The organism is Rhizobium sp. NZLR1 (genome assembly GCF_017357385.1).
Taxonomy (GTDB): domain Bacteria; phylum Pseudomonadota; class Alphaproteobacteria; order Rhizobiales; family Rhizobiaceae; genus Rhizobium.
This window is the reverse complement of sequence record NZ_CP071632.1, coordinates 90394-108134: the sequence shown is the minus strand read 5'-3', so window position 1 is coordinate 108134 and position 17741 is coordinate 90394. Positions and strand designations below refer to the sequence as shown.

At 61.8% G+C, this 17741-nt stretch carries 15 protein-coding genes; 5 read left to right on the top strand and 10 right to left on the bottom strand.

Annotated elements, in window-relative coordinates; translation table 11 throughout:
- Window positions 1-67: 67 nt before the first annotated feature.
- Complete coding sequence (locus tag J3O30_RS00495) at window positions 68-694, bottom strand: ribonuclease D (protein WP_207582393.1); 627 nt, start codon at window positions 692-694, stop codon at window positions 68-70.
- Between the two features lie 107 nt (window positions 695-801).
- Window positions 802-1611: a MerR family transcriptional regulator gene (locus J3O30_RS00490; protein WP_207582392.1), complete on the bottom strand. Its 810-nt coding sequence runs from the start codon at window positions 1609-1611 to the stop codon at window positions 802-804.
- A gap of 168 nt (window positions 1612-1779) precedes the next feature.
- Between J3O30_RS00490 and J3O30_RS00485 the strand changes: the two genes are divergently transcribed.
- A complete protein-coding gene (locus tag J3O30_RS00485; protein WP_207582391.1) occupies window positions 1780-3060 on the top strand; it encodes a 4-aminobutyrate--2-oxoglutarate transaminase in 1281 nt (426 codons plus the stop codon).
- A 63-nt stretch (window positions 3061-3123) separates the two neighbouring features.
- Window positions 3124-4605, top strand: coding sequence for an NAD-dependent succinate-semialdehyde dehydrogenase (locus J3O30_RS00480; protein WP_207582390.1), 1482 nt, complete (start codon window positions 3124-3126; stop codon window positions 4603-4605).
- A gap of 56 nt (window positions 4606-4661) precedes the next feature.
- Here the strand turns inward: J3O30_RS00480 and J3O30_RS00475 are convergent, their stop codons facing one another.
- Window positions 4662-4871: a SlyX family protein gene (locus tag J3O30_RS00475; RefSeq protein WP_164016000.1), complete on the bottom strand. Its 210-nt coding sequence runs from the start codon at window positions 4869-4871 to the stop codon at window positions 4662-4664.
- Window positions 4872-5051: 180 nt separating this feature from the next.
- On the opposite strand from J3O30_RS00475, the gene uxaC reads away from it, so the two are divergent.
- Both uxaC and J3O30_RS00465 read left to right on the top strand, forming a co-directional pair.
- On the top strand, window positions 5052-6467 hold the full coding sequence (gene uxaC, locus J3O30_RS00470) for a glucuronate isomerase (RefSeq protein WP_207582389.1): 1416 nt from the start codon (window positions 5052-5054) through the stop codon (window positions 6465-6467).
- A complete protein-coding gene (locus J3O30_RS00465; RefSeq protein WP_207582388.1) occupies window positions 6464-7921 on the top strand; it encodes a mannitol dehydrogenase family protein in 1458 nt (485 codons plus the stop codon). The genes uxaC and J3O30_RS00465 overlap by 4 nt, the downstream gene beginning before the upstream one ends.
- A gap of 64 nt (window positions 7922-7985) precedes the next feature.
- Here J3O30_RS00465 and J3O30_RS00460 read toward each other — a convergent pair whose 3' ends face one another.
- From J3O30_RS00460 to J3O30_RS00430, 7 genes are all read right to left on the bottom strand, one after another.
- Window positions 7986-10436: an FAD-dependent oxidoreductase gene (locus tag J3O30_RS00460; protein WP_207582387.1), complete on the bottom strand. Its 2451-nt coding sequence runs from the start codon at window positions 10434-10436 to the stop codon at window positions 7986-7988.
- Window positions 10433-11311, bottom strand: a complete 879-nt coding sequence (locus J3O30_RS00455; protein ID WP_207582386.1) for a phosphotransferase — start codon at window positions 11309-11311, stop codon at window positions 10433-10435. The genes J3O30_RS00460 and J3O30_RS00455 overlap by 4 nt, the downstream gene beginning before the upstream one ends.
- Window positions 11312-11463: 152 nt before the next feature.
- The gene (ugpC, locus tag J3O30_RS00450; RefSeq protein WP_207582385.1) at window positions 11464-12540 is read right to left on the bottom strand and encodes a sn-glycerol-3-phosphate ABC transporter ATP-binding protein UgpC; all 1077 of its coding nucleotides are present in this window, start codon (window positions 12538-12540) and stop codon (window positions 11464-11466) included.
- Window positions 12541-12571: 31 nt separating this feature from the next.
- Window positions 12572-13645 (bottom strand): Gfo/Idh/MocA family oxidoreductase, encoded by a 1074-nt coding sequence (locus J3O30_RS00445; protein ID WP_207582384.1) that lies wholly within the window; start codon window positions 13643-13645, stop codon window positions 12572-12574.
- Between the two features lie 23 nt (window positions 13646-13668).
- Window positions 13669-14547 (bottom strand): carbohydrate ABC transporter permease, encoded by an 879-nt coding sequence (locus J3O30_RS00440; RefSeq protein WP_207584234.1) that lies wholly within the window; start codon window positions 14545-14547, stop codon window positions 13669-13671.
- A gap of 1 nt (window position 14548) precedes the next feature.
- Complete coding sequence (locus tag J3O30_RS00435; protein WP_207582383.1) at window positions 14549-15508, bottom strand: sugar ABC transporter permease; 960 nt, start codon at window positions 15506-15508, stop codon at window positions 14549-14551.
- A gap of 6 nt (window positions 15509-15514) precedes the next feature.
- Window positions 15515-16801 (bottom strand): ABC transporter substrate-binding protein, encoded by a 1287-nt coding sequence (locus J3O30_RS00430; protein ID WP_207582382.1) that lies wholly within the window; start codon window positions 16799-16801, stop codon window positions 15515-15517.
- A 205-nt stretch (window positions 16802-17006) separates the two neighbouring features.
- Between J3O30_RS00430 and J3O30_RS00425 the strand changes: the two genes are divergently transcribed.
- Window positions 17007-17684, top strand: coding sequence for a TetR/AcrR family transcriptional regulator (locus tag J3O30_RS00425; RefSeq protein ID WP_207582381.1), 678 nt, complete (start codon window positions 17007-17009; stop codon window positions 17682-17684).
- Window positions 17685-17741 lie beyond the last annotated feature (57 nt).

Here is a 17741-nt window from a genome sequence, read left to right as displayed (position 1 = left end):
GAATCGCTAACGCCGCGGACACGCCAGTCCACGGCCTTTGTCTGTCTGCGTGTCGCAGGCAATTTAATCAGCTGTGGGCGAAGATATCGGCCTCTTCCCAGCCGAGCAGGTCGAGCTTGGCGCGGGTCGGCAGGAATGCAAAGCAGGCCGTCGCATGGTCGAACCGGCCGTCGCGAAGCAGGCGTTCCGTCAGCTTGTCGCGCAACGCGTGCAGATAGAGCACATCGGACGCGGCATATTCGAGCTGGGCTTGAGATAGCGGCTCGGCCGCCCAATCGGAAGATTGCTGCGCCTTGGAGACATCAACGTCGAGCATCTCCTTGAGATTATCCTTGAGCCCGTGGCGATCGGTATAGGTCCGGATCAGGCGCGAGGCGATCTTGGTGCAGAACACCGGCGTCGTCGTGACGCCGAAAGTATGGAAGAGCACGGCAATATCGAAGCGGCCGTAATGAAAGATCTTCTGATGGGTGGGATCTTCGAGCAGGGCGACGAGATTGGGGGCCTCTTTCTGGCCGGCGGCGATACGGATGACGTCGGCGGTGCCGTTACCCGGCGAAAGCTGGACGACGCAGAGCCGATCCCGGCGCGGCACTAAGCCGAGCGTTTCGGTGTCGATGGCGATTGCGCCGGTGTAACGGGCGGCATCGGCCGCGGAAATATCGCCTTGGTGATAACGTATGGTCGCAGCCATGAGACTATCTTTCGTTCGAATGTCAGGCTGAACCGGCCTGAAATCGTCGTGTTTTAGCGCTATAGCGCAACGCCGCAAAATGCGAAACTGCTTCCTGTACGGGTGGGTCAGAATGTCGGCGGTGTGTTGATCCAGAGAAGCACGGTTTCGCCGTCGTGGCGGTTGCGCCAGGAATGATAGCGGCGGCTTTCGAAATAGAGCGAATCGCCCGGGCCTAGATCGAAAAACTGATCGCTGTCGAGCACCAGCTCGAGCCGGCCGGCCAGGACATGCATGAATTCCTCGCCCTCGTGACGATAGGCGCCCTCGCTGGCCGCCCCCGGCGCCAGCACGAAACGATGACAATCCATCATCCTGCGGCCTTCGGCGAGCAACTGCACCGCGACTCCAGGCGTTGTTTCAGGCCAGGTGCGCCACGCCCCGGCACGCACCACAGCCGATCCCTCCTCGCTTTCCTCGCCTGAAAGGCGCGAGACGGTGGTGCCATAATACTCGGCGAGGTCATGTAGGGTCTTGAAGCTCACGCCCTGCGAAGTGCGCTCCAGCGTCGAGAGCGTCGAAGCGGTGATGCCGATGTCGCCAGCCACCTGATCGAGCGTCTTGCCGGCGGCATGGCGCAGGCTGCGCAGCTTGCGGCCGAGGCCCGCGCCCTGGCTTGCCTCCGCACCATCGGCCGGAAGCTCCTCCCCTTCCAACGCCTCACGGATTGCCGCGGGATTGAGGCCACGCTCGACACGAAACCAAGAGATGCGCTTCAACCGCGCCACATCGTCGGCGCTGTATTGCCGATGGCCGGTTTCCGAACGGCCAGGAACCAAAAGGCCCTGGCTTTCCCAGAGGCGCAGCGTCGAGGCCGAAACGCCCGCCAGCCTTGCGGCCTCCGCCACCTTGTAGCGCACAGGTCCGCTATCGTTCATCCAGAAACATCCCGATTCCAATCGCTGCGAGCATTCATCAAAACGCGTGATGTTTGAAGCAAAAAATCCCGCTTGTTTTCTTGCAGGAAAAATGTAGGAGTTTTCTACATAGCTTGCAGAACTTCTGCAAGATAATTCCAGCCCCCTTTCAGCGCAGGAGCACACCCGATGAACGCGACAAGCCTTACCGACCGGAAGAACGCCGCCATCTCCCGCGGCGTCGGCATGACGACCCAGATTTATGCCGATCGCGCAGAAAATGCCGAGATATGGGACAAGGAAGGCCGCCGCTACATCGATTTCGCCGCCGGCATCGCCGTTCTCAACACCGGCCACCGCCATCCGCGGGTGATCGCCGCGGTCAAGGATCAGCTCGACCGTTTCACCCATACCTGCCATCAGGTGGTGCCCTACGAAAGCTACGTGCACCTCGCCGAACGGCTGAACGTGCTCGTGCCTGGTGATTTCGAGAAGAAGACGATTTTTGTTACGACGGGTGCCGAAGCGGTCGAGAACGCCGTCAAGATCGCGCGTGCCGCCACCGGCCGCTCGGCCGTCATCGCATTCGGCGGCGGCTTCCATGGCCGCACTTTCATGGGTATGGCGCTGACCGGCAAAGTCGTGCCCTACAAGGTGGGCTTCGGCGCAATGCCCGGCGATGTGTTCCATATTCCTTTCCCGGTCGAGCTGCACGGCGTCACCGCCGATCAGTCGCTCACAGCCCTGAAGAAGCTTTTCGCCGCCGATGTTGATCCGCAGCGCGTCGCCGCCATCATCATCGAGCCGGTGCAGGGCGAAGGCGGTTTCTACTCCGCACCCGCCGCCTTCATGAAGGCGTTGCGCGAACTCTGCGACCAGCACGGCATCCTCTTGATCGCTGACGAGGTGCAGACCGGTTTTGCCCGCACCGGCAGGATGTTCGCAATGGATCATCACGAGGTGGCGCCGGACCTGACGACGATGGCAAAGAGCCTTGCTGGCGGCTTTCCGCTCGCCGCCGTCACCGGCCGCGCTGAAATCATGGATGCGCCGGGACCGGGCGGGCTCGGCGGCACCTATGGCGGCAATCCGCTCGGGATCGCTGCCGCCCACGCCGTGCTTGACGTCATCAAGGACGAAGATCTCTGCGGCCGCGCCAACCAGCTTGGCGGACGGCTGAAGCAGCGGCTGGAATCGCTGCGCGAGACGGTGCCCGAGATCGTCGATATCCGCGGACCGGGCTTCATGAACGCCGTCGAATTCAACGACCGGACGACGGGATTGCCAAGTGCGGAATTCGCCAATCGGGTGCGGCTGATCGCGCTCGACAAGGGCCTGATCCTGCTCACCTGCGGCGTCCATGGCAACGTCATCCGTTTCCTCGCGCCGATCACCATCCAGGATGAGGTTTTCGGCGAGGCGCTCGACATTCTCGAGGCCTCGATGCTCGAAGCGAGTTCGACCAAGTGACGCGACAGGAACCGGATTTCGACGGCCGTCGGCAACCGGCAGCCGCTCCCAAGGAGATATGAGATGGCTTTTACCACCGCCCTGACCAGACACGTTCCCTTCTCTTCGCCCTTCCTGCGCGCTGCCGGCTATATCAACGGCGTCTGGACATCAGGCGATACCGCAAAGACCTTCGACGTGCTCAACCCGGCAACGGGCGAGTTGCTCGCCTCGCTGCCCGATATGGGTGCTGAAGAAACGCGAACGGCGATCGATGCGGCGCATGCCGCCCAGCCGGGCTGGGCTGCCCGTCCGGCCAAGGAGCGCAGCGCCATCCTGCGCAAATGGTTCGACCTGATGGTCGCCAACTCAGACGCGCTCGCCGCGATCCTGACCGCCGAAATGGGCAAGCCCTTCCCGGAAGCGCGCGGTGAGATCCTTTATGCCGCGGCCTATATCGAATGGTATGCCGAAGAGGCCAAGCGCATCTACGGCGAGACGATCCCCGCGCCTTCCGACGACAAACGGATGATCGTCATCAGGCAACCGGTCGGCGTCGTCGGCACGATCACGCCGTGGAATTTCCCGGCAGCGATGATCACCCGCAAGATAGCGCCGGCACTTGCCGTCGGCTGCACGGTGGTGTCGAAGCCCGCCGAGCAGACGCCGCTGACGGCAATTGCGCTTGCCGTGCTCGCCGAACAGGCGGGTATTCCGGCTGGCGTCTTCAACCTCGTCGTCGGCGTCGACGGTCCGGCGATCGGCCGCGAGCTCTGCGGCAATGACAAGGTGCGCAAGATCAGCTTCACCGGCTCGACGGAGGTGGGCCGCATCCTGATGCGGCAGTGCGCCGACCAGATCAAGAAAGTGAGCCTGGAACTCGGCGGCAACGCGCCCTTCATCGTCTTCGACGATGCCGATCTCGACGCCGCCGTCGAGGGCGCGATCGCCTCCAAATATCGCAATGCCGGCCAGACCTGCGTCTGCGCCAACCGCCTCTACATCCAGTCGAACGTCTATGACGCCTTTGCGGCCAAGCTTGCTGCGAAGGTCGCCGAAATGTCAGTCGGCGACGGCTTCAAGCCGGGCGTCATGATCGGGCCGCTGATCGACGAGCAGGGTCTTGCCAAGGTGGAAGACCATGTCGGCGACGCGCTTGCAAAGGGCGCCAAGGTGCTGACCGGCGGCAAGCGCATCGACGGCGCCGGCACCTTTTTCACGCCGACGGTGCTGACCGGCGTCGCCCGCGGCATGAAGGTGGCCCGCGAAGAAACGTTTGGCCCGGTGGCGCCGCTCTTCCGCTTCGAGACGGTCGAGGATGTCATAGCTGAGGCCAATGACACGGAATTCGGCCTGGCCGCCTATTTCTATGCCGGCGATCTGAAGAAGGTCTGGCGCGTGGCGGAAGCACTGGAATACGGCATGATCGGCATCAATACCGGCATCATGTCGTCCGAGACCGCGCCCTTTGGCGGCATCAAGCAATCGGGCCTTGGCCGCGAGGGCTCGCGGCACGGCGCCGACGATTATCTCGAAATGAAATATCTCTGCATCGGCGGCGTCTGATCAGCCAGCCAAGGAAATCCGGCACGCGGTATCCGCCGCGTACCGGCAGCGCGCCGTCAATAATGCGGCGGGCGGGTAATTGCCGGCGCGTCCAGCGACTGCTCCTCGAGCGACAGGAAACGTTCCGTCAGCCGGTCGAGCTTGGTGCGCATCTGCTCCACGATCTTCCATTGCTCGGTCAGCTGATCGGAAAGCTCCTCTATCGTTTTTGCCTGATGGGCCAGCATTTCCTCCAGCCGGGTGATGCGGTTCGTCTCGTCGGACATCGATCCTCCTTTGCCGAAACCGGCAGAACAGATGGTTCTCCCAAAGCGGAAATAGGCCAGCGCGTCAATGCTTTCGATGGCTGGCGGAGCGATGCGCCAAACTGTACCGTTTGGTTACCAAAAGACCTTGCCGTGCCTGATGTTGTGGGGTAGGCCCTTATCCATCAGGGAGGAATACTGATGGATGCAGGAAACGGCTTTCTTCATCCGGACCGGCTCTTTCCGGCCGATCCGGCAACACGGACCATTGCGCGAGATCTCTACGAGACGGTGCGCAATCTTCCAATCGTCAGCCCGCACGGGCACACCGAACCCGCCTGGTTCGCCGACGACAAGCCCTTCGAAGACGCCGCCTCGCTGCTGGTCATTCCCGATCATTATCTCTTCCGGATGCTGCACAGCGTCGGCGTCACCTTGGACGAACTCGGCGTGCCGCGGCTCGATGGCAAGCCGGTGGCTGCGGGACGGGCGATCTGGCGGACCTTTGCCGCGCATTATCACCTCTTCCGCGGAACGCCTTCGAGCCTCTGGGTCGATCACGCGATGTCGGCCGTGCTCGGCTGCACCGAGCCGCTGACACCTGACAATGCCGATGCGCTCTACGACCATATCAATGCCCAGCTCGCCCTTCCCGAATTCCGTCCGCGGGCGCTGCATCAGCGATTCGGGATCGAAACGATCGCGACCACGGACGGCGCGCTCGACCCGCTGGTGCATCACCAGAAGCTGGCGGCGGACGGTTGGATCGGCAAGGTGCGCACCACCTACCGGCCGGACAGCGTCACCGATCCAGAAGCCGTCGGCTTCCGCGACAATCTGGTCAAATTCGGCGAGATCACCGGCACTGAGGTGACGCGCTGGGACGGACTGATCGAGGCGCATCGGCGCCGGCGCGCCTATTTCCGCCAATTCGGCGCCACCGCGACCGATCACGGTGTGCCCACAGCCTTCACCGCCGATCTGCCGCTTGCGGAAAAAGAGGCGCTGCTCGACAAGGCGCTGAAGGGGCCGCTTTCGGCTGAAGACGCGGAGCTTTTCCGCGGCCAGATGATGACCGAGATGGCCGGGCTTTCGGCCGAAGACGGCATGGTGATGCAGATCCACGCCGGCTCGAAGCGCAATACCGACCGCAGGCTGTTTGCGACGCGCGGCCCGAATATGGGCGCCGATATCCCGACACCCACGGATTGGGTCGGCGGCCTGGATGCGCTGCTTTCGAAATACGGCCATGCGCCGGGCCTTCGGGTGCTGCTGTTCACGCTCGACGAGACGACCTATGCGCGCGAGATGGCGCCAATGGTCGGCCACTGGCCCTGCCTGATGATCGGCCCACCCTGGTGGTTCCACGACAGCCCGCTCGGCATTCGCCGCTATCTCGACCAGGTGGTGGAAACAGCAGGTTTCGCCAATATGGCCGGCTTCAACGACGATACGCGGGCGCTGCTTTCAATCCCGGCGCGGCATGACGTCTGGCGCCGCGAAGTCTGCGGCTTCCTCGCTGGGCTCGCCGCCGAGCATCGGATTTCCAAGAGGGAAGCCGAGATCGTTGCAGGCGAACTCTCCTATGGCAATGCAAAGAAGGCCTACAAGCTGTGACCGAACGACTGCAGACCCTTTCCGGCCTCGCCCCGACGGCGAAGCTTTCCGCCTATGACCGCAACCAGCTGAAAAGCGGCATTCTGCATCTGGGGCCTGGCGCGTTTTTCCGCGCGCATTTTGCGCCGTTTACGGATGGTGCGCTTGCAGCCGCAGGCGGCGACTGGGGTATCGAGGTGGCAAGCCTGCGCACGCCTGATGTCGCCGACAATCTGAGCGCCCAGAACGGGCTCTATACGACGCTGATCCGCGATACATCGGGCACGACGGCTGAGGTGATCGGTTCGATCCTGAAGGCGCATGTGGCGCCGCGCGATCCAGCCGGCCTGCTGGCGCGGCTCGAAGATCCCGCGATCCGCATCGTCAGCATGACGGTGACGGAAAAGGCCTATGGTTTCAATCCGGCAACCGGCGGCCTCGACCTCAAACATCCCGATATCGTCGCCGACCTCGCCAACCGGCATGCGCCGCGCGGCGTCATCGGCTATCTGGTGGAAGGCCTTGCACGCCGCCGGCAGAAGGGAATAGCCCCCTTTACGCCGCTGAGCTGCGACAACCTGCCGAGCAACGGCGCCGTTCTGAAACGCCTCGTGCTCGAATTCACCTCCCGCATCGATGCCGATCTGCATACCTGGATCGAAGCGAATGTGCCCTTCCCGTCGACGATGGTCGACCGCATCACGCCGGCGAGCACCGACGCGACCTATGCCGATGCCGAGCGGCTGACGGGCCGCACCGATTTGGCGGCGATCGAGACGGAGCCCTTTACGCAATGGGTCATCGAAGACCATTTCGCCAATGGCCGGCCGGCCTGGGAAAAGGTGCGCGGCGCACTGATGGTCGAAGACGTCTCGGCCTATGAGAAGATGAAGCTCAGGATGCTGAACGGCGCCCACTCGCTGCTCGCCTACCTCGGTTATATCGGCGGCTATGAATTCATCCGCGACGTGATGGATGATGAAGCCCTGGCAGCCCTTGCCTACCGCCATATGCATGCGGCGGCGAGAACGCTCGATCCGGTTCCCGGCATCGATCTCGACGACTATGCCAATGAATTGATAGCCCGCTTTGCAAACAAGGCGATCGCCCATCGGACCTATCAGATCGCCATGGACGGCACGCAGAAACTGCCGCAGCGGCTGCTGGAACCGGCAAGCGAGGCGCTGGCGCATGGCGACAGGGCGGAAACCTATGCGATCGCCGTTGCGGCATGGATGCGCTATGCGCTCGGCGAACACGGCAACGGCGATCGCTACGAACTACGTGATCCCCGTGCTCAGGAAATTGTCGCTTTGATCGCCGATGTCCCGCGCACCGGCCCGGCGATTTCGGCGGCGCTATTCACCCTTCCCGGACTTTTCCCGGCGGCTTTGACCGGACACCGGGCGTGGACGCAGGATGTGTCGGATAAGCTGGAGATCCTGATCCAGGACGATCGGTTGCCGCTATTTTGAGCCTTTCCGACATAGGAGAGGGCGCGCCCTCTCGGAACGCTCGAGCGCACAGGAATTCGACCCGTCACGCCTTCACCCGCGCCATATCGGGATCGTAGAGCGGCGCCAGCGACACCTTGCAGGGGATGCGCTCCCGCGCGACATCGAGCTCATAAGTGCCGGAGAGGATGAAATCCTCCGTGACGCCGTCGGGGCTGCGGACATAGCCGTAGCCGATCGGCTTGCCGAGCGTATAACCGAAGCCGCCGCTCGACAGCCAGCCGACGCGCTTGCCGTCGCGATAGATCGTTTCGCGGCCGAGCAGCACGGCATCGGCGTCGTCGGGAACGAAACAAGCGAGGCGCTTCTTCACGCCGCCCGATAGTTGCCGTTCGATCGCCTCACGGCCGCGGAAGGCAATGTTCTTCTTGATCTTCACCGCCCAGCCGAGGCCGGCTTCGACAGGCGTATGGTCGGGACCGATATCGGACCCCCAGGCGCGATAACCTTTTTCCAGCCGGCAGCTCTCGATGGCGCGGTAGCCGGCATTGACGAGGCCGAGCTCGGCGCCGGCGGCCATCAGCACGTCATAGACCGTTGTCGCATATTCAATCGGGATATGCAGTTCATAGCCGAGTTCGCCGACATAGGTGATGCGCAGCGCCCGCACCGGGCAACCCGATATGCCGACGGTTCTGACCTTGCCGAAGGGGAAGGCCGCATTCGAAACGTCGCTGCCGGTCACCTTTTGCAGCACGGCGCGTGCATTCGGTCCCATCAGCGACAGCACGCAATAGGCTGAGGTGACGTCGACCAGCTCGGCATGCATCTCCGCCGGAATATTGCGGGCGATCCAGTTGAAGTCATGGGTGGCGAAACCGGTGCCGGTGACGATGTAATATTCGTCCTCGGCGATGCGGGCGACCGTCACGTCGCATTCGATTCCTCCCTTGTCATTCAGCATCTGCGTGTAGACGAGCGATCCCACAGGCCTTGCGACATCGTTGGAGGCGATCCAGGAGAGTGCCGCCTCGGCATCCCTGCCCTTCAGCACGAATTTGGCGAATGAGGTTTGGTCGAAGATGACGGCCGCCTCGCGCACTGCCTTGTGCTCGCGGCCGACGGCGGCAAACCAGTTCTGGCGGCCATAGCTATAGACATCCTTCGGCTCCTCGTTGGCGAAAAGATCGGCAAACCAGTTCGGCCTCTCCCAGCCGAGCTTTTCACCGAAACAGGCGCCCTGCGCCTTCAGCCGGTCATAGAGCGGCGATTTGCGGCAGGGGCGGCCGCTCGAATGCTCCTCGAACGGCCAGGCCATGGTGTAGTGCTTGCCATAGGCTTCGAGCGTGCGCGTGCGCACCCAGTCGGTATCGAAATGCGGGCGGCCGAAACGGCGGATGTCGACCGGCCAGAGATCGTAGGGCGGCTCACCTTTCGTCACCCATTCGGCAAGCGCCATGCCGGCGCCGCCGGCCGAGGCGATGCCGAAGGCGTTGAAGCCGGCGCCGACGAAGAAATTCTTCAGCTCCGGCGCCTCGCCGAGAATGAAATTGCCATCCGGCGTGAAGCTTTCCGGGCCGTTCAGCAGCTGTTTGACGCCGACATTCTCCAGCGCCGGAACGCGGCCGAGCGCCTGTTCCATGATCGGCTCGAAGTGGTCGAAATTACTGTCCAGCAGCGTGTAGTGGAAACCTTCGGGGATCCCGTCTTTCGCCCAGGCAATGGGGTTCGGCTCGTAGCCGCCCATGACGATGCCGCCGACCTCCTCCTTGTAATAGGTCAGGCGATCGGGATCGCGCAGCGTCGGCAGATTGGAAGGCACGCCGAAGGATTCGGTGATGATGTATTGATGCTCGACGGAGACCAGCGGCACATTGACGCCGAAACGGGCAGCGAAGGTGCGCGTCCATTGGCCGGCGCAGACGACGACGCGCTCGCATTCGATGCGCCCCTGCGCCGTGACGACGGCGCGGATCATTCCGTTGTCGATCTCGAGATCGAGAACTTCGGTATCCTCGAAGATCGAAACACCAGACATGCGGGCGCCTTTCGCCAGCGCCTGAGTAATGTCGGAGGGATTGGCCTGGCCGTCGGTGGGAAGGAAAGCGGCCCCGACCAGATCATCGACCGTCATCAACGGCCAGAGATCGAAGGCTTCCTGCGGCGTCAGCAATTGCATTTCCAAGCCGAAGGAATGGGCGGTGGTCGCCTGGCGTCTGACCTCCGTCCAGCGCTCCTCGTTGCAGGCAAGCCGTAGGCCGCCATTCATCTTCCAGCCGGTGCCGAGGCCGGTTTCCTGCTCCAGCCGTTTGTAGAGATCGACGGAATAACCGAGAAGCTGGGTGATGTTGGCGCTGGTGCGCAACTGGCCAACGAGGCCGGCGGCATGGAAAGTGGTTCCCGAGGTGAGCTTCTTGCGCTCCAAGAGGACGGTATCGGTCCAGCCGAGTTTGCCGAGATGATAGGCCGTCGAGCAGCCGATGATACCGCCGCCGATGACAACGGCTTTTGCCGTTTTCGGTAATTCCTTCGTCATTTATTGTCCTGCTCAAAAGCTTGATAGGCGCGTTCGAAGCGCGCGAGATTTTCGGCCGTATAGCCGGAATAGTCGAAATCGATGGTGGAATGGATTTCCGAAATCATGCTCCAGAGCGTCTCGCGCAGCAGCGAGGCGCATTTCATCGCGCCATAGCGCCGGCTGAGGTCATCGGTCAGCGGCCGGTCGAAATAGATCTCCAGCATCATGCGCTCGGCCGCATCAGGGAGTTCGTTGTTCGAGGCCAGTCCGCCGAGGTCGAACAGCGGCGTGTTGAAGCCGGCATAGTCCCAGTCGATCAGCCAGAGCCGCTTGCCGTCATCAAGAAAGTTGGCGGCCAGCAGGTCATTGTGGCCGAAGGCGATCTCGAACGGCCCTGCCGCTGCTTCCAGCGTCTCGGTCTTGCCGATCAGCGCCGACAGCAGCGGGAGATAGGCGCTGCCCGACGCCTTCAGATTGGCGGCGTAGTCGCGAATGACGTGGAAGACCCAGAAGATCATTGCCTGACCACGGAAATGCCTGGCGATATCGCAGTGGCAGGCACGGACCAAGGGGACGATCCGGGTCAGCATTTCCGGTGTCCTGACATCCTCCGGTGAAAGCGCCCGTGCCTCGATATATTCGAGCACCAGCACGCCGGGCGAATGGTGGATGACAGCGGGCGATATGCCGGCGGCATGGGCCGCACGGCTTGCGGCAAGCTCGTTCTGCCTGTTGATGTGGTGGATCGGAATATCGGTGCCGAGCCTCACCACGCAGCGCGCCACGGCATCGCTGACTAGGTAATTCCGGTTGGTAATGCCGCCGGATATCGGCGAAATCTCGATTGGGCCCTGCCAGATGCCAAGGGCATGAATCCTATCTTCAGGCGTCATGCTTGTCCCCCAGAGCATGATGCCGAAAAGTGTGAGCGGTTTTCGGACGACAGCATGCTCTAACTAATTAAGTTAGAACAGGATTCATCCTGTTCCAACGGCCCCATCCAGAAATGATGGGGCAGAGGGGGATCGGCTGTCAAGAAGGGCGGTCAGATCGTTTTGCCGGCGGCATCGAAGACGTGACAGCGGGCCGGATCGAAGGAAGTCTTCACATTGGCGCCGCGCTCGACCTTCTGCTGGCCGTCGAGCGCAACGGTCAGGAGCTGGCTATCGGGCGTCGTCGTGTAAAGCATGGTGGCGCCGCCGAGATTTTCGACGAGATCGATGTTGACGGTCGACAGTGCGATGGCGCCCTCGGCGAGGGAAAGATGCTCGGGACGGATGCCGAAGGTGACGTCCTGGCCAGCCTCGCCTTTCAGCCGGCGCGGCAGGCGAACCGAATTGCCGCAGACATGGATGCTGGTTTCAGCCTCGCCGACCTGCTCGATGCGGGCCTTGAGAAAGTTCATTTTCGGGCTGCCGATGAAACCGGCGACAAAGCGGTTGGCCGGGTTGTTGTAGAGATCGAGCGGCGCGCCGACCTGCTCGATGCGGCCGGAATTCAACACCACGATCTTGTCGGCCATCGTCATGGCTTCGACCTGGTCATGGGTGACATAGATCATGGTGTTACCCAGGCTGCGGTGCAGGCGGGAGATCTCGACGCGCATCTGCACGCGCAGTTCGGCATCGAGGTTCGACAGCGGTTCGTCGAACAGGAAGATCCGCGGTTCGCGCACGATGGCGCGGCCGATCGCAACACGCTGACGCTGACCGCCGGAGAGCGCTTTCGGCTTGCGCTCCAGCAGCTTCTCGATCTGCAGGATCTCGGCGGCACGCTTCACCTTCGGCTGGATATCGGTCTTCTTGTAACCCGCCGTCTCCAGGCCGAAGGCAAGGTTCTTGTAAACCGACATATGGGGATAGAGGGCATAGGACTGGAAAACCATGGCGATGCCACGTTTGGCGGGCGCCACCTCGTTCATGCGCTCGCTGTCGAGAAGCAGCGCGCCGGCGGTGATCTCCTCGAGACCGGCGATCATGCGCAGAAGGGTCGATTTTCCGCAGCCGGAGGGGCCGACGAAAACGACGAATTCGCCGGGATCGATCGTCAGGTCGATGCCATGGATCACATCCAGCGAGCCGTAGCGCTTCTCGACCTTCTGAAGAACGACACTGGTTGCCATCTTCTCAAAACCCTCTCGTTTTATTTATCGGTTACTTCGTTCTTGCGCGCCAATCGGCGTATTTCGGACTGTCAGGACCGACCGGCAGCGGCACGTCGGCGCCGCTGTCGGAAGACTGGTAAATGGCGGTCACCAGTTCCAGCGCGCGACGAGCATCCACCGTCGTCACCGGCAGCGGCCCCTGGCCGCTGAGGAAGGCGTGGAACTGGCCCATCTGGGTGGTGAAACGCGGCGCGACCGGCTGCCAGTCGGCAATCACCCGGTCGATCTTCTCCCGCACCTCGTCATTCGCAGCGATAATCTTCCAGGGATCTTTGCCTGGTGTGTAGGGTTCGTGGCTGCTTTCGAACGTGACGTTCTCGAAGTGCAGCCTTAGCCGGCTCAATTGTTCCTGCGAACCAAGCGTGCAGGACAGCGAGACAAAGGCGCCGTTTTCCATCAGCAGGCTGGCGGAGGCGCAATCCTCGACCTCGATATCGTTGACGCGGGTGGCGACACGGCCGAAGACCCTTGCTGCCGGGCCCATCAGATGCATCATCATGTCGTGCAGATGCAGCGCATGGGTAACGAGCACGCCGCCGAGTTCTGTCGCCCATTTGCCGCGCCAGGGAACGGCGTAATATTCCGGCTTGCGCAACCAGAAGGTTTCGACCGAAGCCGTATAGGCCTTGCCGGCAATGCCGGCATCGATGATCCGCTTGGCTTTCTGGATACCGTCGCCATAGCGATATTGGAAGATCGGCATCAGTACGCCTTTGGCGGCTTTTTCCGCTTCCATGATGGTATCGACACCGGCCAGCGAGCCGGTCAGCGGCTTTTCGCAGACGACATGTTTGCCGGCGGCGAGCGCCGCGACCACCTGTTCCAGATGAATGCCGGGTGGGGTGCAGATATCGATGATGTCGATCGTGTCGTCGGCCAGCAGTTCTGCAAAAGAGGTGGTGCGGCGTTCGATACCGAACTCGTCGCCGACCGCCGACAAACGCTCTCCGTTCAGGTCGCAGATCGCCACGACCTTGAACTTGTCGGAATGCGGCAGGTAGCCTTCGACGATGTGGGAGCGGCCGATGCCGCAGCCGACGATCGCCACCGTCTTCATGCTCATGTCGCTTTTTCCCGCTATCGCCGTCAACGCTTCATGCCCGTCGTGGCGATGCCCTCGATCAGCAGACGCTGGAAGAACAGGAAGAAGAAGAATACCGGCACCAGCGTCAGGGTCGACATGGCGAACAAACCGCCCCAATCCGATGCGCTGGTGGAGTCCACGAAGGTCCGCAGGCCGAGCTGGATCGTATAGGTGTTCATGTCGTTCAGGTAGATCAGCGGACCGAAGAAATCGTCCCAGGTCCATATGAAGGAGAAGATGGCGGCCGTCGCCAGCACCGGCAGCGACAACGGCAACATGATCTTCCAATAGATGCGCCAGGCGCTGCAACCATCCATCATCGCCGCCTCGTCGAGTTCGCGCGGGATACCGCGGAAGAACTGCACCATCAGGAAGATGAAGAAGGCATCGCTTGCCAGGAACTTCGGCACGACAAGCGGCAGGATGGTGTTGACCCAGCCGAGATCGAGGAAGAGCACATATTGCGGGATCAGCGTCACGTGATAGGGGATCATCAGCGTGCCGAGCATGATCGCGAACCAGAAATTCCGGCCGACGAACCGCAGCCGCGCAAAGGCGAAGGCCGTCAGCGAACAGGCGATGACATTGCCCGTCACCACCAGCAGCGAAATGACCAGCGAATTCCAGAAGAACCGGCCGAAGCTGACATCGAGGCCGACCCAACCGCGCGCATAGGAGGAGAAATCGATCGACGACGGGATGAGCGAGGTCGACGAGAAGATCTCGGTTTCCGGCCTGACCGATGCCGAAACCATCCACAACAGAGGATAGAGCATCAGAAGCGATGCGGCGATCAGCAGGGCGTGGATGATGAGCGACGCCGGCAGACTGCGTTTGGTGATGTCCGATGGCGGCCTGGCCGCAGTGACGGAAGCGGTCATCTCAGTCATCGTAGTGCACCCAATAACGCGAGGTCAGGAAGGAGAAGGCAGTGAAGATCGCGATGATCACCACCAGGATCCAGGCGAGCGCCGAGGCATAGCCCATGCGGAAATTGCCGAAGGCTTCCTGATAGAGGTAGAGCGTGTAAAAGAGCGTCGAGTTGATCGGACCGCCCGTGCCGCCGGAGATGATGAAGGCGGGCGTGAAGGCCTTGAAGGCATCAATCGTCTGGACGACGGCGTTGAAGAAGATCACCGGCGTCAGAAGTGGCAGCGTGATCTTGTAGAATTGCCGGAATTTCGAGGCGCCGTCGAGGCTCGCGGCCTCATACATATCCTGCGGGATCTGGCGCAGGCCGGCCAGGAAGATGATCATCGGCGAGCCGAACTGCCAGACGGACAGCGCCACCAGCGTGTAGATCGAATAGTTCGGATGCGAGATCCAGCTCGGTCCCTCGATGCCGATCTGGGCAAGGGCCGCGTTGATGAGGCCGTCACTGGCGAAAAGCTGGCGCCAGAGCACGGCGATCGCCACGCTGCCACCCAGCAGTGAGGGGAGGTAGAAGATGGCGCGATAGATCGGCAGCCCACGCAGGCCGCGGTTCAGCGCCATGGCGACCAGCAAGGCGAAGGTCAGCTTGAACGGCACCGATAAGACGACATAAGTCAGGGTTACGTGCATGGCGGCCGAGAATTTCGGATCCGCCGTGGCGATGCGCACGTAATTCGCAGCCCCCACCCACCGCGGCGACTGGATCATGTCGAAGTCGGTGAAGGAAAGGTAGAGCGAAATCAGGGCCGGCCCGAGGGTCAAACCGAAAAAGCCGATGAGCCATGGCAAAAGGAAGAGATAGCCGGGAGCATTGGCATTCCAGAGACGCCGGAAGCGTCCTTCGGCCACGGCACCCTGATAGCTTTCCACTGATATGGCCCCTGCGGGCGTGCGCATCGCATTGCTCATACGGGATCAGCCTCGTGCGAGAATCTGCGTGATTTCAGTGACGAGCTGTTTGCCGCCATCGGCGGGAGACAGCTGTCCGAAGCCGACCTGTTCGGCGATGTTGCGCAACATCAGCTCGCCCTCACCGGCGCCGGCCGGCGGCGGCGGCGGCAATTTGCCGGCGAGGTCGCCAAGACCGCTGACATATGCCAGGGCAACCTTGCCGTTCTCATCGAGCTTCGCCGCGACGACCTCGCGCATGGCGGCCGATTCCGGAATGCCGCGTTCGACATCCAGGAGCACCGCCGCCTCGGGGTTCTTGACGAAGAAATTGACGTAGTCGACCGCTTGCTCCACCGATTTCGACTGGGCCGAGACCGAGAAGAACATCGAAGGCTTGCGATAGTGGCCACCCTTCGAATCCGCCTTGATGCGCATGTAGTTGGTGAGCGCCAACTTGTCCTTGCTCATTGCCTGATAGGCGACGAACTGGTTGGAATGGGCAAAGCCGGCCGCAGATTTGCCGAGCGATACCGTGTTGGTTTCGATGTCGTTCTTGTCGAGCGCCTGGACGTCGGCAGGAACGCAGGCGCCGGCCTCACGGAACTTGGCCCACATGTCGTACCATTCCGATGCATCGTCGACGTCGAAGGCGATCTTGCCGTCGGCGGTATAGAGGCCCTTGCCGCGCTGACGCAGCCAGTTTTCGAACAGCGGTTCACCGCCGCTGCCGTCGGCGATGCCGAACATGCCCTTGCGTTTGCCCGCCTTGGTGATCTCGGCGCCCATGCGGCCGAATTCTTCCCAGGTTGTCGCCTGCGTCGGCAGATCGACACCGGCCTCCTTGAAGGCGGTGGTGTTGAGCACCGTCGCGGCCGAGTTCGCCCCGAGGCTGACGCCATAGAGATGGCCGTCGACACTGCCGCCTTCGACCTGCGCCTTGTCGAAATCGTCGAGGTTCAGTTTCGCCGGCATATAGGATTCCAGCGGCGCAAGCGCACCGCGCCGCGCATATTGAACGATATAGCGATAGTCCATCTGGATGATATCAGGCGCATTGCGGCCGGCGACCTGGGTCGCAAGACGCGGCCAGTAATCGCCCCAGCCGAGGAATTCGCCGGTGATCGACGTACCGGCATTCTTTGTCTGGTAAAGTTGGGAGACCTTGTTGGTGCGGTCGGCGCGCGGCTGCGAGCCCCACCACAGGAGACGCAGGCGCGTTTCCTGTGCCAAAGCGCTGGTTCCGAGCGCCGAAAGCGAAAGAAGCGTTGCGCCTCCCGCCACGAAATTACGTCTGCTTACACGTAGGCTCATTTTTTCCTCCTCCTAAGGGGAAGCGCCTCCACACGCTTCCGATGTAGTTACCCTTGCATAAATAACTAATTGGTTACAAGCTACGGGCAAAGCGGCAAGCGTGTCAAGCGGGGTGTCGGTTGTTGCTGGCCGCCCTTCTAAATTCGGTTTTTACAATTTCGCACCGAAGGCTTATGAGCGCAACATCCGAGACGGAGGGGAAACGATGAACGACAACGCGGAAAACGGAGAAAAGAAAAAATCCCGGCGCCCATCTCAGGAACGCACGGCGCAACGCGATCCGGAGCGGACACGCGCCGCGATCCTGGAAGCGGCAACCCGCGAGTTCGCCGAAAACGGCATGGGCGGGGCCCGCGTCGATGCCATCGCCGAACGCGCCGGCACCAACAAGCGCATGCTCTACCATTATTTCGGCGACAAGGAGCAGCTCTACCTCAGAGTGCTCGAAGAAGCCTATGTCGGCATCCGCACGGCCGAGCGCGCGCTTCATATCGGCGACCGTAGCCCGGAAGAAGGCATCGGCGAACTCGCGCTCTTCACCTGGCGTTATTTTCTCCAGCACCCGGAATTCCTGAGCCTGCTCGGCACGGAAAATCTGCATCGCGCCCGCTGGCTGCGCCAGTCCGTTCGGCTAAAAGAACTGCACTCGCATCTGATCGGCGAGCTTTCGGATGTACTCGAGCGGGGAAAGAAGCAGGGCGTCTTCGTCGAGACCGCCGATCCCCTGCACGTCTATCTGACGATCGCCTCGCTCGGCTATTTTTACCTGTCCAACCAGTACACGCTTTCGACGATCTTCGGCCGGGACCTGATCGAGCCGACCCATCTCCATGCCTGGGAAAGGCATATCGTCCACGTGACGCTCGCCTCGATCAAGCGCTGAATCCCGAAAACAGGATTTGACTATTGACAGCCTCGCTGCTCTTCTGCCATCAAGTAA

Bases quoted from the DNA above. Each gene is read 5' to 3' on its own strand.
- J3O30_RS00495 (WP_207582393.1), bottom strand. From the start codon at position 694: ATGGCTGCGACCATACGTTATCACCAAGGCGATATTTCCGCGGCCGAT.
- J3O30_RS00490 (WP_207582392.1), bottom strand. From the start codon at position 1,611: ATGAACGATAGCGGACCTGTGCGCTACAAGGTGGCGGAGGCCGCAAGG.
- J3O30_RS00485 (WP_207582391.1), top strand. From the start codon at position 1,780: ATGAACGCGACAAGCCTTACCGACCGGAAGAACGCCGCCATCTCCCGC.
- J3O30_RS00480 (WP_207582390.1), top strand. From the start codon at position 3,124: ATGGCTTTTACCACCGCCCTGACCAGACACGTTCCCTTCTCTTCGCCC.
- J3O30_RS00475 (WP_164016000.1), bottom strand. From the start codon at position 4,871: ATGTCCGACGAGACGAACCGCATCACCCGGCTGGAGGAAATGCTGGCC.
- uxaC (WP_207582389.1), top strand. From the start codon at position 5,052: ATGGATGCAGGAAACGGCTTTCTTCATCCGGACCGGCTCTTTCCGGCC.
- J3O30_RS00460 (WP_207582387.1), bottom strand. From the start codon at position 10,436: ATGACGAAGGAATTACCGAAAACGGCAAAAGCCGTTGTCATCGGCGGC.
- J3O30_RS00455 (WP_207582386.1), bottom strand. From the start codon at position 11,311: ATGACGCCTGAAGATAGGATTCATGCCCTTGGCATCTGGCAGGGCCCA.
- ugpC (WP_207582385.1), bottom strand. From the start codon at position 12,540: ATGGCAACCAGTGTCGTTCTTCAGAAGGTCGAGAAGCGCTACGGCTCG.
- J3O30_RS00445 (WP_207582384.1), bottom strand. From the start codon at position 13,645: ATGAGCATGAAGACGGTGGCGATCGTCGGCTGCGGCATCGGCCGCTCC.
- J3O30_RS00440 (WP_207584234.1), bottom strand. From the start codon at position 14,547: ATGACCGCTTCCGTCACTGCGGCCAGGCCGCCATCGGACATCACCAAA.
- J3O30_RS00435 (WP_207582383.1), bottom strand. From the start codon at position 15,508: ATGAGCAATGCGATGCGCACGCCCGCAGGGGCCATATCAGTGGAAAGC.
- J3O30_RS00430 (WP_207582382.1), bottom strand. From the start codon at position 16,801: ATGAGCCTACGTGTAAGCAGACGTAATTTCGTGGCGGGAGGCGCAACG.
- J3O30_RS00425 (WP_207582381.1), top strand. From the start codon at position 17,007: ATGAACGACAACGCGGAAAACGGAGAAAAGAAAAAATCCCGGCGCCCA.